The sequence below is a fragment of the Burkholderia pyrrocinia genome (assembly GCF_001028665.1).
Classification (GTDB): domain Bacteria; phylum Pseudomonadota; class Gammaproteobacteria; order Burkholderiales; family Burkholderiaceae; genus Burkholderia; species Burkholderia pyrrocinia.
Genome location: NZ_CP011503.1, coordinates 2,750,130 through 2,763,788, shown reverse-complemented (window position 1 = coordinate 2,763,788; position 13,659 = coordinate 2,750,130). Strand labels below are relative to the sequence as shown.

The 13,659-nt window shown below is 69.0% G+C and carries 12 protein-coding genes; 3 read left to right on the top strand and 9 right to left on the bottom strand.

The genetic code is table 11. The features are described from left to right. Nucleotides 1-11 precede the first annotated feature (11 nt). Nucleotides 12-1,826 (bottom strand): methyl-accepting chemotaxis protein, encoded by a 1,815-nt coding sequence (locus tag ABD05_RS12650; protein WP_047900420.1) that lies wholly within the window; start codon nucleotides 1,824-1,826, stop codon nucleotides 12-14. Between the two features lie 274 nt (nucleotides 1,827-2,100). Between ABD05_RS12650 and ABD05_RS12645 the strand changes: the two genes are divergently transcribed. Further along, entirely contained in the window at nucleotides 2,101-2,922 is an 822-nt protein-coding gene (locus ABD05_RS12645) for a carbon-nitrogen hydrolase family protein (protein ID WP_047900419.1), read from the top strand. A gap of 34 nt (nucleotides 2,923-2,956) precedes the next feature. Here ABD05_RS12645 and ABD05_RS12640 read toward each other — a convergent pair whose 3' ends face one another. Genes ABD05_RS12640 through ABD05_RS12630 form a run of 3 tightly spaced genes read right to left on the bottom strand, consistent with a single transcriptional unit; the run spans nucleotide 2,957 to nucleotide 5,981 of the window. Further along, the gene (locus ABD05_RS12640; protein ID WP_047901190.1) at nucleotides 2,957-3,268 is read right to left on the bottom strand and encodes an AtuA-related protein; all 312 of its coding nucleotides are present in this window, start codon (nucleotides 3,266-3,268) and stop codon (nucleotides 2,957-2,959) included. Next, nucleotides 3,268-4,626, bottom strand: coding sequence for an acyclic terpene utilization AtuA family protein (locus tag ABD05_RS12635; RefSeq protein WP_047900418.1), 1,359 nt, complete (start codon nucleotides 4,624-4,626; stop codon nucleotides 3,268-3,270). The genes ABD05_RS12640 and ABD05_RS12635 overlap by 1 nt, the downstream gene beginning before the upstream one ends. 56 nt (nucleotides 4,627-4,682) lie before the next feature. Next, on the bottom strand, nucleotides 4,683-5,981 hold the full coding sequence (locus ABD05_RS12630; protein ID WP_047900417.1) for a CitMHS family transporter: 1,299 nt from the start codon (nucleotides 5,979-5,981) through the stop codon (nucleotides 4,683-4,685). A 97-nt stretch (nucleotides 5,982-6,078) separates the two neighbouring features. On the opposite strand from ABD05_RS12630, the gene ABD05_RS12625 reads away from it, so the two are divergent. After that, nucleotides 6,079-6,975: a LysR family transcriptional regulator gene (locus ABD05_RS12625; RefSeq protein WP_047900416.1), complete on the top strand. Its 897-nt coding sequence runs from the start codon at nucleotides 6,079-6,081 to the stop codon at nucleotides 6,973-6,975. Nucleotides 6,976-7,014: 39 nt separating this feature from the next. Here ABD05_RS12625 and ABD05_RS12620 read toward each other — a convergent pair whose 3' ends face one another. Both ABD05_RS12620 and ABD05_RS12615 read right to left on the bottom strand, forming a co-directional pair. Further along, the gene (locus ABD05_RS12620) at nucleotides 7,015-7,599 is read right to left on the bottom strand and encodes a flavin reductase family protein (RefSeq protein WP_047900415.1); all 585 of its coding nucleotides are present in this window, start codon (nucleotides 7,597-7,599) and stop codon (nucleotides 7,015-7,017) included. Between the two features lie 133 nt (nucleotides 7,600-7,732). Beyond that, entirely contained in the window at nucleotides 7,733-8,158 is a 426-nt protein-coding gene (locus tag ABD05_RS12615; protein WP_034183320.1) for a VOC family protein, read from the bottom strand. 112 nt (nucleotides 8,159-8,270) lie between these two features. On the opposite strand from ABD05_RS12615, the gene ABD05_RS12610 reads away from it, so the two are divergent. Further along, on the top strand, nucleotides 8,271-9,161 hold the full coding sequence (locus ABD05_RS12610) for a LysR family transcriptional regulator (RefSeq protein ID WP_047900414.1): 891 nt from the start codon (nucleotides 8,271-8,273) through the stop codon (nucleotides 9,159-9,161). Between the two features lie 39 nt (nucleotides 9,162-9,200). Here the strand turns inward: ABD05_RS12610 and ABD05_RS12605 are convergent, their stop codons facing one another. The 3 genes from ABD05_RS12605 to ABD05_RS12595 are packed head-to-tail and all read right to left on the bottom strand — an operon-like array spanning nucleotide 9,201 to nucleotide 13,659. Continuing rightward, complete coding sequence (locus ABD05_RS12605) at nucleotides 9,201-9,974, bottom strand: hypothetical protein (protein ID WP_047900413.1); 774 nt, start codon at nucleotides 9,972-9,974, stop codon at nucleotides 9,201-9,203. 55 nt (nucleotides 9,975-10,029) lie between these two features. After that, nucleotides 10,030-12,618 (bottom strand): TonB-dependent siderophore receptor, encoded by a 2,589-nt coding sequence (locus ABD05_RS12600; RefSeq protein ID WP_047900412.1) that lies wholly within the window; start codon nucleotides 12,616-12,618, stop codon nucleotides 10,030-10,032. Between the two features lie 54 nt (nucleotides 12,619-12,672). Next, nucleotides 12,673-13,659, bottom strand: a complete 987-nt coding sequence (locus ABD05_RS12595; RefSeq protein WP_047900411.1) for a FecR domain-containing protein — start codon at nucleotides 13,657-13,659, stop codon at nucleotides 12,673-12,675.

Here is a 13,659-nt window from a genome sequence, read left to right as displayed (position 1 = left end):
ACCGATGCCGTCTAGGCCCGGTGCGAACCCGCGAGCTTGAATTCGCCGACTGTCTGCGCGAGCTGCGCCGCCTGCTCGCGCAACAGCGCCGCGGCGGCAGCCGATTCCTCGACGAGCGCCGCGTTCTGCTGCGTCGAGTGATCGAGCTGCGACACGGCCTGGTTCACCTGCGCGAGCCCGGTGCTCTGCTCGTTCGCCGCGACCGTCATTTCCGCGATCACGCTCGTGATGCCGCGCACGCCCTCGACGATCTCGTCCATCGTCGCACCGGCCGTCTTCACGAGCCCCGAACCGCCCTCGATCTTCTCGACGGACGACTGGATCAACTGCTTGATTTCCCTGGCCGCCACCGCGCTGCGTTGCGCGAGCGTGCGCACCTCGCCCGCGACGACCGCGAAGCCCCGCCCGTGCTCGTGCGCGCGCGCCGCCTCGACGGCCGCATTCAGCGCGAGGATGTTGGTCTGGAACGCGATGCCGTCGATCACGCCGATGATGTTCGAGATCTCGGCCGACGCCTTCGTGATCTCGCCCATCGTCGCGACCACCTCGCTCACCACCTCGCCGCCGCGCACGGCGACGCCCGACGCCGATTCCGCCAGCTGGCTCACCTGCGTGGCTGCATCGGCCGAGTTGCGCGCAGTACCGGCGATCTCCTCGAGCGCCGCCGCCGTCTCCTGCAGGCTCGATGCCGCATGTTCGGTGCGGCTCGACAGATCCTGGTTGCCCTGCGCGATCTCCGCGCTCGCCACGCTCACGGATTCGCTGAAGCCGCGAATCTGCAGCAGGATCGCACTGATCTTTTCAGCAAACAGGTTGAAGGCGCGCGCGATCTGCGCGGCCTCGTCGCTGCCGTCGGCCGGCAGCCGCTTCGTCAGGTCCCCGCTGCCGCTCGCGACGTCGGTCAGCGCGTCGCGCACGAGCAGCACGCGCTTGAATGCCGCGTTCGTCAGTGCGCCGACGAGCGCTGCCGCGACGCAGGCGACGACGAGGATCGCAATGAGCGTCGTCGTCGCGACGGCCCGCATGCCGGCCGTCACGTCCGACCGGTCGAGCGCCATGACGAGCGACCAGTCCGTCCCGGCGATCGGGCGCGCGCGGAGCAGCTTGGTCACGCCGTCCACGTCGATCGCCACCGGTTCGGTCGCCGCCTGCAGGCCGGCGAGGCGCTCCGGCGTCAGTTCGGGCGACAGTTCGACGGCCGGCTTCATGATCAGATCGGTCTTCGCGCCCGCGATCAGGCGCCCGCTCTTGTCGACCAGGAACGCGAAGCTCGACGGCGTCGGGTGCATCGATGCCACGATCGCGCTCGCGCGCTCCATGTAGAGGCTCGCCGCGAGCACGCCCTTCAGCGCGCCGCCGCGAACGATCGGTGCGGCGAACGCAAAGGCGGGCTTGCCGGTCGACGCGTCGCGGTACAACGCCGTGACGACGAGCCGGCCGGCCTCGACCGCCTGCTTGAACCACGGGCGCGCGGTCGGATCGTAGCCGGCCGCGAGCGGGACGTTCGAGAACGCCGTGCGGTCCGGCAGGCCGAGCGTGAGCACCTGGAAGCCGCCTGATTTGCCGAGCAGCGTCAGCGCCGGCAGCGGGTCTCCTTCGCCCGGCGCCAGCGTGTCCGCGAGCGCCTGGGTCTGCTGCGCGCGGCTCGCGACCCACTCGTCGAGCGCGAGCGCGTGGCCGGTCAGGACGGACTGCAGGTTCTGGTCGATGGTTGCGTCGTTGTGTTGCTTGACGACGTAGTACACAAGGCCGCCTGTCACGGCCAGGGCCGTGACCACGATGGCGACGCAGGTCGCCAGAATCCGGGCGCGAATCGATGACAGCATGATGACGGTGATCTCCGGTTGCCGCGTTGTTGTCGATTGGTCAAATGGGCACTCAATCGTCCTTAACGACCGCGCGAGACGCAACTTGAGGTTCGACTGGTCAGACCGGTGAAAAAAAAGCGAAACCGGGCCGGCGAACGCACGCGAGATCAATACCCCCGACGGGTTAACACGCCGGCGGGATGGGAAAACCGGCGGTTCGGCGCATACTCGGGCGTTCCGACATCCACCGTTGCGGGGCCGGCCGCGCCGGTCCCGCCCACCGAAATCGCCCATGAAACTGAAGCTCGACATCGTCCAGCTCGCCGGCCGCGACGGCGACACGCACTACAACCTGCAGCGCACGCTCGAAGCGATCGCGACCTGCGCGCCCGGCACCGACGTCGTGATGTTTCCGGAAGCGCAGCTCACCGGCTTCCTCGATCCGGCGAATCTCGCCGAAGTGGCCGAGCCGCTCGATGGCCCGAGCATCGGCGCGGTCATCGCGGCCGCACGGGCGCGCGACGTCGCCGTCGTGGTCGGGCTGATCGAGAACGATGGCGGCCGCTTCTACAACACGACCGTGTTCGTCACGCCGGACGGCATCGCGCTGCGCTACCGCAAGACGCATCTGTGGGTGAGCGAGCACGGCGTCGTGCTGCCCGGCGACCGCTACGCGACGGTCGAGTGGCGCGGCGTGCGGATCGGCCTGCTGATCTGCTACGACAACGAATTCCCGGAAACCGGCCGCGCGCTCGCCGCACTCGGCGCGCAATTGATCCTCATCACCGACGGCAACATGGAGCCGTACCGTTACGTCCACCGCACGTCGGCGTCGGCGCGCGCGATGGAAAACCAGGTGTTCGCGGTGGTCGCCAACCGCGTCGGCGACAGCTCGCACGACGTAGTCTTCGCGGGCGGCAGCCTCGCGGTCGATCCGTTCGGCAACCTGATCTTCGAAGCCGGCAACACCGAATCGCGTCACGCGGTCGAGCTCGATTTCGACCAGCTCGCCGCGTCGCGCGCGGTCTACGACTATCGAAAGGACCAGCGCCTGCACATCGCCGGCGAGCGCATCGAATACGCGGACGGGCGTCGCGAGCTGCTGATTCCGTGACCTGATGCCCGCACCCCGGCGGCGACGTCTGCCGTCACGCCGGGTCGGGCACGTCGATCGCCAGCAGCGCCGAACTGACCGACTTGCCGTGCGCATCGAGCGCGAGCGAACGCGTCACGCCGCCGCCGAGCGCATCGCGCAGCACGAAGTTGAACGCGCCCAGCGCCGGCAATTCGTAGCGCACGACGTCGCCGTGCACGATGCCCGCGAGCCACGCCTTCACCGTGTCGGCATCAAGATGCGCGCGCAGATGGTCGTAATGACGCGGATCGCGGCAGATGACCGACACGTTCAGCGTATTGCCCTTGTCGCCGGTGCGCGCATGCGCGAGTTCACGCAGTTGCATCATGCCTCCACGAATGAAAACGACGGCGTCACCGCGTCGCGCGGCAGCAGCACCGACTGCACGGCGATCACCTCGCGCGTCGACTTGAACGCGCCGCCGCCGCCGGCCGGCCCGTTCGTATAGAGCGTCTCGACTTCATTGCCGATCCGCGCCGCTTCATCGGCGCTCGCGGCGCGGCCGGCCACCCGCATCCGCACCTCGGCCGGCTCGCCGCGCACGGGCGGCGTCGCGTCGCCATACAGCGAATCGACACCGATCAGGTCGAAGCGCAACTCGGTCGCGGCGACGCCGGTCAGCGCCAGCCGCTCGCGGACGATGTCGAGTGCGAGACGCGCGCGTTCGAGCGCGCCCGGGCCGCCGTACGAGATCTGGCCTTCGCCGATGTAGCCGTCGATGTAGGCCACCGACACCTTCAGCGTATCGGGCCGCGCGGTGCCGCGCCCGCCGGTCACGCGCACGCGATCCGAGGCCTCCTCGGCGACCGCGACGCGCGTGAAATCCGCGACGACGTCGGGTTGCAGATACCGCGCCGGATCGTGAATTTCGTAGAGCAGTTGTTCCTTGCAGGTCGCCGCGCTCACGCGGCCGCCTGCATGCGCCACCTTCGTGATCACGACCGAGCCGTCGGCCGCGACTTCGCCGATCGGGAACCCGAGCCGCGCGAGATCCGGCACATCCTTGTAACCGGGATCGGCGAAATAGCCGCCCGTCACCTGCCCCGCGCATTCGAGCAGATGGCCGACGACCGTCGCCTGCCCGAGCGTGTCCCAGTCGTCCATCCGCCAGCCGAACGCGTGGATCAGCGGCGCGGCGAACAGCGACGGATCGGCGACGCGCCCGGTCAGCACGACGTCCGCGCCGGCCGCGAGCGCGTCGACGATCGGCGCGGCGCCAAGGTACGCATTCGCGGACACGATGCGGTCGCGATACGCGGCGACTTCGTCGCCCGATTCCTCGAAACGGAACGCGCCGCGCAGCACGACGTCGAGCACGTCGTCGCCTTCGACCGCCGCGACCTTCAGCCCCGCGATGCCGAGCGATTGCGCGATCCGTGCCGTGTGCTGCGCGGCCGCACGCGGGTTCGCCGCGCCCATGTTCGACACGATGCGCACGCCGTTCGGCACGGCGACCGGCAGCACGGCGCGCATCCGCGCGTCGAGCAGCGGATCGTAGCCGAGCGCCGGATCCTTGCGGCGCGCCTGCTGCGCGATCGCGATCGTGCGCTCGGCCAGGCATTCGAAGACGAGATAGTCGAGCTGCCCGTGTTCGGCCAGTTCGACCGCGGGCTCGATCCGGTCGCCCGAGTAGCCGGCGCCCGCGCCGATGCGCACGCGCCGTTCAGGTTGCTTTGCTGTCATGTCCGTACCGTCGTCCGGCGGGTTGCGCCGCCGGGAAAAATCAAAAGATCAAAAGATCAAAAGATGCCCAGCACGACGCACGCGATCGTCATCACGATCGAGGCGCCGAACAGCAGCGGGAACGTGAATTTCTGATGCTCGGCCAGCTCGATGCCGCACAGGCCGACGACCAGGAACGTCGCGGGCGTCAGCGGGCTGACCGGAAACCCGGTCGTCATCTGGCCGAGCAACGCGGCCTGTCCGACCTGCACGGCCGGCACGCCGAGCTGGCCGGCCACCTCCGCGATCACCGGCAGCACGCCGAAATAGAACGAATCGGGATCGAACAGCATGCTGAGCGGCATCGACGCGAAACCGAGCACCACCGGAATATGGCCGGCCATCGACGGCGGCACGAAACCGACCGCGGCCTGCGCCATCGCCTTCAGCATCCCGCTGCCCTGCATGATCCCCGTAAACACACCGGCCGCGAGCAGGATGCCGGCCATCATCAGCGCCGCACGCGCATGCGCGTCGACGCGCTTCCGCTGCATGTCGACGTCCGGGTAATTCACCATCAGCGCGATGCACAGCCCGACCATGAACATGATCGCGGGCGGGATCTTCTCGCCCATCACGACCATCGTGCCGAGCACGACGAGCGTCAGCACGAGGTTGAACCAGAACAGGTGCGGGCGGCGCAGCGCCTGCTCGTCGGGCGTCAGTTCGCGCGTCGGCAGCGGGATCGACGCATCGTCGCGCGACAGGCCGAGCCGCTTCTCCTCGCGCCGCCCGAGCCAGTACGCGACGCCGAACACGAACACGAGCCCGATCGCCTGGACCGGAATCAGCGGGTTGAACAGCGCCGACACCGGCAGGTGCAGCGACGCCGACGCGCGGATCATCGGCCCCGTCCACGGCAGGAAGTTGATGCCCGCGGCCATCGACACGGCCGCGGCCAGCACGCGCCGGTCCATCTTCAGCCGGTCGTACAGCGGCAGCACGGCCGGAATCGTCACGAGAAAGCAGACGGCGCCCGAGCCGTCGAGATGGATCAGCAGCGCGAGCAGCGTCGTGCCCATCACGATGCGCGTCGGCCGCGTGCCGACCGCGCGCAGGATGCGGTCGATGATCGGGTCGAGCGTGCCGGCGTCGGTGATCGTCCCGAAATACAGGATCGCGAACACGAACATCCCGACGACGGGCGCGAGGCCCTTCAGCCCGTCGATGACGAACTTGCTGGTGTGCAGCCCGAAACCGCCGATCAGCGACGCCGCGATCGGCACGATGATCAGCGCGACGAGCGGCGACATGCGTTTGGAAAGAATCGCGGCCAGCAGCACGACGATCGTGCCAAGCCCGAGTAACGGCAGCATCCGTGTCTCCTACCTTGTCTTTTGTTGGAGACGAGCGTAAGGTCGGCGCAGCGATAGCACAATTGAAATGATTTGATCGCAGCAATCACGAATCGTTATGGATCTGAATCTTCGCGACATCCGCGCGTTCGTCACCGTCGCGCACGCCGGCAACTTCACGCGCGCGGCCGCGCGGCTGCACCTGTCGCAGCCGGCGCTGACCGTGCAGATCCGCCGGCTCGAGGAAATCGTCGGCGCGCGGCTGTTCGACCGCAACAGCCGCAGCGTCGCGCTCACGCAGACCGGGCGCGAACTGCTGCCGCTGCTGCAGCGCTCGCTCGACGACATGGAGCGCGTGCTGCGCGATGCGCGCGCGCTCGGCGAAGGCGCGAGCGGCACGGTGCGGCTCGCGTGCCTGCCGACGTTCGCGTCCAGCGTGCTGCCGGAGCTGATCCAGTCGTTCCGGCGCGACGTGCCGCGCGCGGGCTTCGAGATTCGCGACGGCGTCGCGAGCCTCGTCACCGCGCTCGTGCGCAACGAGGAAGCCGATCTCGGATTGACGGGCGGCGACACGTTCGATGCGTCGCTGGAAGTGTTGTACGCGGGCGCCGACCGGCTCGTCGTCGTGTGCCCGAAAGATCATCCGCTCGCGCGCAAGCGCCGCGTGAGCACCGCCGATGTCGCAAGCGTGCCGCTCGTACTCACTGCGCAGGGCACGAGCGTGCGCAGCGTCGTCGACGCCGCGCTGGAGGCGGCCGGCTGTACGCCCGACATCGCGTGCGAACCGACCTACATGATGACGGCCGTCGCGATGGTGCGCGGCGGCCTCGGCGTGACGATCCTGCCCGCGACCGCGCGCGAGGTGCGTGCCGAACCGGAACTGGTCGCGAAGCCGATCGACGATCCCGCGTTCGTGCGGCCGATCGCGCTCGTCACGAAGCGCGGGCGCACGCTGCCGCGCGTCGCGCAGGCGTTCGCCGAAGCGATGCTGGCGGAATTGAAAAAGCGCGCGTGAGCCGCGCGCCCGGATCGGGAAAGAAGGCCCGCTCTATGCTTATTGCGCGTCCGGATCGACGTGCAGCGACTCGCCGATCGCATAGAAATTGCCGCCCGCGATGTAATGCAGGCTGCGCAGCGCCGGATCGGCCGATTCGAAATACCAGTGGCCGTCGCGGAACACGCGCGTGTCGGACCACGCACCGACCACTTCGCCGATGAACAGGTCGTAGGTCTGCTGGTTGTGCGGCTCCGGAATCAGCTTGCACGCGAGCCAGCCCGAGCAACCGGCGACGAACGGCAGGTCGTGGCCGTCGACGTCGAACAGCGTGACGCCCGCTTCGCGCAGCTTGTCCGGCCGCTCGGCAAGACTGTGGCTGCCGACCGCATGCGTGAGTTGCAGCTGCGCGGCCGTCGGCACCTGGATCACGAACGTGCCGCTGCGCTCGACGAGCTCGCGCGTCTTCGCGGACTTGTCGAGCACGACGGTCAGCTTCGGCGGCAGGAAGTCGAGCGCGCACGCCCACGCGGCGGCCATCACGTTGTCGACGCCGTCGTGGCGGGCCGACACGAGCACGGTCGGGCCGTGATTGAGGAGACGGTAAGCCTTCTTCAGCTCCACCGGAGCGATATGACTGTCCATACGGGTTCCTTGGGGAACGTCGCGCACGGACGGATGCCGTGCAGCGCGGCGCAGGCCGGAGAGCCTGCACAAGGCCCGGCCGGAGGCCGCATTCTCGCACCCATTTTCAATCGGCGCAGACTCGCTCGATCCGTCACTTCGCGAACAACTGCCCGATGTCGCGGAACGCCTTGAACTCGAGCGCGTTGCCGCACGGGTCGAACAGGAACATCGTCGCCTGTTCGCCGACCTGCCCCTTGAACCGCACGTACGGTTCGATCGCGAAGGTCACGCCGAACGATTTCAACCGCTCGGCCAGCGCTTCCCAGCTCGCCCAGTCGAGCACGATCCCGAAATGCGGCACCGGCACGTCGTGACCGTCGACGGCATTCGTATGCGCGCCTTCCTGCGATGCGGTCTTCGGGTGCTCGTGAATCACGAGCTGGTGCCCGTAGAAGTCGAAGTCGACCCACTGCGTGCTCGAACGCCCCTCTTCCAGCCCGAACACGCGGCCGTAGAAATCGCGCGCGGCCGGCAGGTCGTAGACCGGGATCGCCAGGTGAAACGGGGAAAGACTCATGGTTGCCTCGTGAAGGAATGCTCGCGTGGCGCGAGTACGGCACCATGGTAGACAACGCCAGGCAAAAATTAAATCAATATATAGTTTTGCGATTCACAAACGGAATTGATCAATGATCCGCGAGCTGAAAACCCTTGTCGCCGTCGCCCGGGAAGGCACGTTCGCCGCCGCGGGCAACCGTATCGGGCTGACGCAGGCGGCCGTCAGCGCGCAGATGCAGCGCCTCGAAGCCGAACTCGGCTTCGCGCTGTTCGATCGGCAAGGCCGGGCGGCCCGTCTCAACGAGATGGGCCATCACGTGCTCGGCCAGGCGCAGGCGCTGATCGGCCTGTACGAGAACCTGAGCTCGACCGCGCCCGGCTCGCCGGCCGCCGTGCGCGTGACGATCGGCGCGATCGCGTCGGTGCAGAGCGCGCTGCTGCCGGCCGCACTGGCCGAGTTCCATCGCCGGCAGCCCGCGTGCCGCACGCGCGTGATACCGGGGCTGTCGATCGAGCTGGTCAACCGCGTCGACGCGGGCGAGATCGACATGGCCGCGATCATCCGGCCGCCGTTTTCGCTGCAGAGCGACCTGCACTGGACGACGCTCGCGCAGGAACCGTTCCGGCTGATCGTGCCGCGCGGCGTGAAGGGCAAGGATTGGGCCGCGCTGCTCGCGAGCGAACCGTTCGTGCGCTACGACCGCGCGTCGTTCGGCGGCCGCCAGGTCGATCGTTTCCTGCGGAAGATGCACATCGCGGTGCGCGACACCTGCGAACTCGACGAGCTCGACGCGATCGTCAAGCTGGTCGAGAACGGCGTCGGCATCGCGATCGTGCCGCAAACTGCCGTGTATCGCCGCTGGCCGGCCGGCGTGCGCGCGATCGACCTCGGACACCACACATTCCATCGCGACATCGGGCTCGTGCATCGCGCGCGGCGGACGATGTCGGAACCGGCGCAGATGCTGGCCCGGTTGATTGAAGAGGCATCGCAGCGGCGCTCGCCGCCGCAGGCGGCCTGAAGTCGCGCGCGCGCCCGGCGACGCCGTGGCCGTTGCGGATCAGCGCCGCCCGGCTGCCCAGTCGACGGCCGCGTCGAACAGCGCGACGCCGGCCGGCGACAGGTTCACGAACGTATCGTTGTCGAGGAAGAACATTACGCGGCGCGCCGGCGCGAGTGCTTCGTAGTCCATCGTCGCGCCCTTCTCGTACGCGAAGATCGCGGCCTTGTCGGGTTGGCCGTACACGGTCGCGATCGTGATCGCGCCGAGCCCCGGCTTGCCCCAGCTCATCGGCGCCTGCTTGCCGTACACGTTCGTCGCGCCGGCCGGCAGCCCGGCGGACACCGGATGCGGCGCGTTGACGAGCCACAGGTAGCGCTCCTTGCCCGTTTCGCCGAAGTCGACGTCGTGACGCTTGCCCGTCATCGCGAAATCGTCGAGCAGGTCGTTCTCCCAGGTCACGAGCGGCTTGTCGAGCGTGCGCCAGCCCGGCCGCACGTTCTTCGACGACACCGTCGACGAGATCACGACCAGGTCGGCATCGCGCGCCGCATCGGGCGTGGACGATTCGTCGATCAGGCGCACCGCGTAACCGCGTTCGCCGAGATGCTGGCCGATGCGCTCGTCGACCTTCAGGTTCGGGCCGCGCAGTTGCACGAGCATCGCGACGCGCGTGACGGCCGGCGGTGCATCGGCTGCAAGCGCGGGTGCGGGGACACCCGCGCCCAGGCCCGCACACAGCGCGAACACCGAGCCCGCGATCGTGCGCAATGCGCGACGCCGCGCGCCGGCGGCAACGGCGCGCACGGCGCCGGTCTTCATCTTCCGGTTCATCTGGATCTTCTCCGTAGCCGCGCGCCGTCGAGTCGGCCGCGCGGCGATTGCGTGGTCAGAACTGCAGCGTGGTCAGCAGCGACACCTGTCGCGCATCGCCGATCGCGACGAAGTAGCGGTTCGCGCTCGACGGGTAGTACGTGCGGTTGAACAGGTTCTTCACGTTGAGCTGGAACGACAGCTTCTGCTTGCCGATCCGCGTGTCGTAGGTCGCGAATGCATCGGCGAGCACGTACGACGGCAGCGTGAAGCTGTTCGCCGAGTCGCCGGGCCGCGCGCCGACGTAGCGGGCCGCCGCGCCGATGCGCAGGTCGTCGCCGCCGATCAGCGTGCCGACGTCGTAGACGGCCGCGAGCGACGCGGTGTGCCGCGCGACGTTCCACAGCCGGTTGCCCGCGTACAGCGGATCCTCGACCGTCTTCGCGTCGATGTACGCGTAGCTCGCAATCACGTTCACGCGTTCGCCGATCCTGCCCGTCAGGTCGAGCTCGACGCCGCGCGAGCGCGCCTTGCCCGACGTGCGCCAGTCGGTCAGCTTCGTCGTGTCGTTGAACTGCGACACGAGCACGTTCTTCTTGTCGATGTTGAACAGCGCGAGCGTGCCCGTCATCCCGCCCGGCAGGTCGAGCTTGCCGCCGACCTCCCACGCGGTCGCCTCCTCCGGCGGCGTTGCGCCATCGATCACGTAGCCCGATGCCATCGGCGCGATCGACGACGACGGCTTCAGCGATTGCGAATAGCTGCCGTACAGCGAGAACGAATCGGTCCACTTGTACACGACGCCCGCGCGCGGCAGCCACTTCGAGCCGCTGAGGTCGGTGTTCGCCGTGAACGGCCGGCCGCGCCCCGCGACCTGGTTGTACGTGATGTAGCGCAACCCGCCCGACACGATCCACTTGTCGGTCAGGTGGATGCTGTCCTGGAGGAACACCGACGTGTCGTGCAGCGTATCGGTCTGGTCGCTGTCGCTCGCGGACACGGTGCTCGACGGCGGCAGCAATCCGTACACGGGATCGATATAGCTGAACGGCGTCTTCACGGCCTGCCGCAGCATGTCCTTGCGATAGATGCGGCGATACTCGCTGTCGACGCCGAGCTGCACGTCGTGGCGCATCCCCGCGAGCGTCATCTTGCCGTTCACGTAGGCGATGCCGTAGCTGTCGGTGCTGAGCGAACCGTGCGTCGCATCGTTGCTGCGCGACAGCGTGCCCTTCACCGGATCGACGCCGGTCGTGCGCAACTGGTTCGCGTCGTAGGTCTCGCGGTTGTAGCTGTAGCCGAGATGCGCGCTCCAGTCCGCATTGAACTGGTGATCGACGCTCAGTTGCGCGAGATGCGATTCGCCGTCCATGTTGTTGAACGGCTCGTCGAGCCGCCGCCGCGCGGGAATGTCGAGCGGCGCATTGGTGCGCGGGTCGAGCGCGGTACCGCGATCGAACGGCGAATGGAACTGGCGGTACTCGTAGGACACCGCGACCTGCGTATCGCGGCCGTACCACGCGAGCGACGGCGCGACGAAGGTCTGGCGGTTTTCGCCGAAGTTGCGCCAGTACTGCTCGTTCGACTGGTCGACGATCAGCCGATACGCGAGCCGCGAATCGCCGACCGGCCCCGTCGAGTCGAACGTCGCGCTGCCGCCGTTCTTGCCGTGCCCGAACGTCGACGCGCCGAGCGAGATCGCGTTGTAGCGCGTGAGCTGCGGCTGCTTGCTGACGACGTTGACGACGCCGCCCGGATCCATCAGCCCGTACAGCAGCGACGTCGGCCCCTTGAGCACCTCGACGCTGTCGACCGCCGCGTTGAACGAACGCCCCTGCACGATCGGCATCCCGTTGTGCATGATCGAACCGTCGCGGTTGCCGCCGAAGCCGCGTTTCATGATCGTGTCCTGCGTGCCCGCGAGCGTGTTGCCCTGCGTGATGCCGCTCACGTTGCCGAGCGCGTCGTCGAGATTGCGCGGACGCTGGTCGCGCAGCACCTGTGCGGGCACGACGTTGACCGCCTGCGCGGTGTCGAGCAGCGGAATCTCGGAACGCAGCACGCCCGCTTCCTTCGGCGCGCGATAGCTCTCGGCGCGCAGCGCGCGGGTGCGCACCGTGATCGTCGGCAGTTCGGCGGCGGCCGCCGCGCCGGTCGCCGCAGGCTGCGCGATCGAGCCGTTCGCGCGCATCAGCGTGTAGCCGCCTCCCGGCTGGCGCAGCGCGACGAGCCCCGTGCCCGCCAGCAGGCGGTCGAACGCGCCGTCGACGTCGAACCGGCCCTGGACGCCGCCGCTCGTCAGGCCGGCCGTCAGCTCGGCCGGAAACGCGAGCAGGATGCCCGCGTCACGCCCGAACCGGTTCAGCGTCGCTTCGAGCGGGCCGGCCGGAATGTCGAACGCGCGACGCAATGCGCGCTGCGCGGCAGGCGCCGCATCGGCGTCGGTATCGGCCAGCGCGGGCAGCGGCAGCAGCGCCGACAGCAGGACGGCGCCGGCCAGCCGGCGCACGAAGCGGCCCGGCGCGGCGGACGCGGCGAGCGTGGCCGGGCGCAATGCACGCGGCAGATGACGGGCGGGCGCCGGGCGGCGCCGATACGTGAGACGGATGGAAACCATGATCGGAGAGTCGGTGGACGATGGGCCAGTGCTGCTTTCATTACCCATGTCACGCGAGCGTCGAAAAACAGCTCAGGTCGGCGGAAAATTTTTTCGCAGCGCTCACGAACGGGCCGGCACGACCGTCGCCCAGTAGCGCGTCAGGTAGTCGACGTCGATCGGCAGCGTCGCCTTCAGCGTGTCGAGCACGCGCGCGGGATCGTCGAGCGGATAGGTGCCCGACACGCGCAGGTCGGCCACGGCCGCATCGCAGCGCAGGCTGCCGCGGCGATGGCGGTCGAGTTCGGCGACGAGGTCGGCCAGCCGCATGCGCGACGCGACGAGCATGCCGTCCGTCCACGCGGACGCATACGCATCGAGCGGCGCCGACTCGCCGATTGCGTCGCGCGTGAAATCCGCGCCCTCTCCCGCCGCGATCACGCGCGTGCCGGCCGTCGCGTCAGCCGGCTGCACGCGCACCGCGCCGGCGAACACCTCGATGCGCGTCGCGCCGTCGCGCTGCCGTACCGCGAAGCGCGTGCCGAGCGGCTGCAGCTCGCCCTGCGCGGTCGCGACGACGAGCGGCCGTGCGGGCCCGCGATCATCGTGGCCGCTGGTCACCATGATCGTGCCGCGCAGCAGGCGCAGGCGACGCACGGTGTCGTCGAAGCTCACGTCGAGCGCCGTATCGGTATCGAGCACGACGACCGTGCGATCCGCGAGCGTCACCGTGCGCCGCTCGCCGACCGCCGTTCGCAGGTCGGCCGGCCAGATCGCCGCGCGCCGCGCGGGCTCGGCCATCCACGCGGCGCCGCCCGCGAACAGCAGCACGGCCAGCGCCTTCACGGCCGCGCGGCGGCGGCCCGCACGCGGCGGCAGCAGCGCTGCGTGCGCGGCCTGCGTATCGAGCCCCGCCGCCAGCCGGCCGAACCTGCGCTGCATCGTTTCGATATGACGCCATGCCGCGTCGTGCGCCGGATCCTCGGCACGCCAGCGCGCGAGCGCGGCGTCGAATGCGTCGTCGGTGCGGCCGGCCTGCCGGTCGACCCACCATTCGACTGCGCGACGCGCGACGTGCGGCGGCACCGCCGGCGCTCCCGGGGCGGCCAT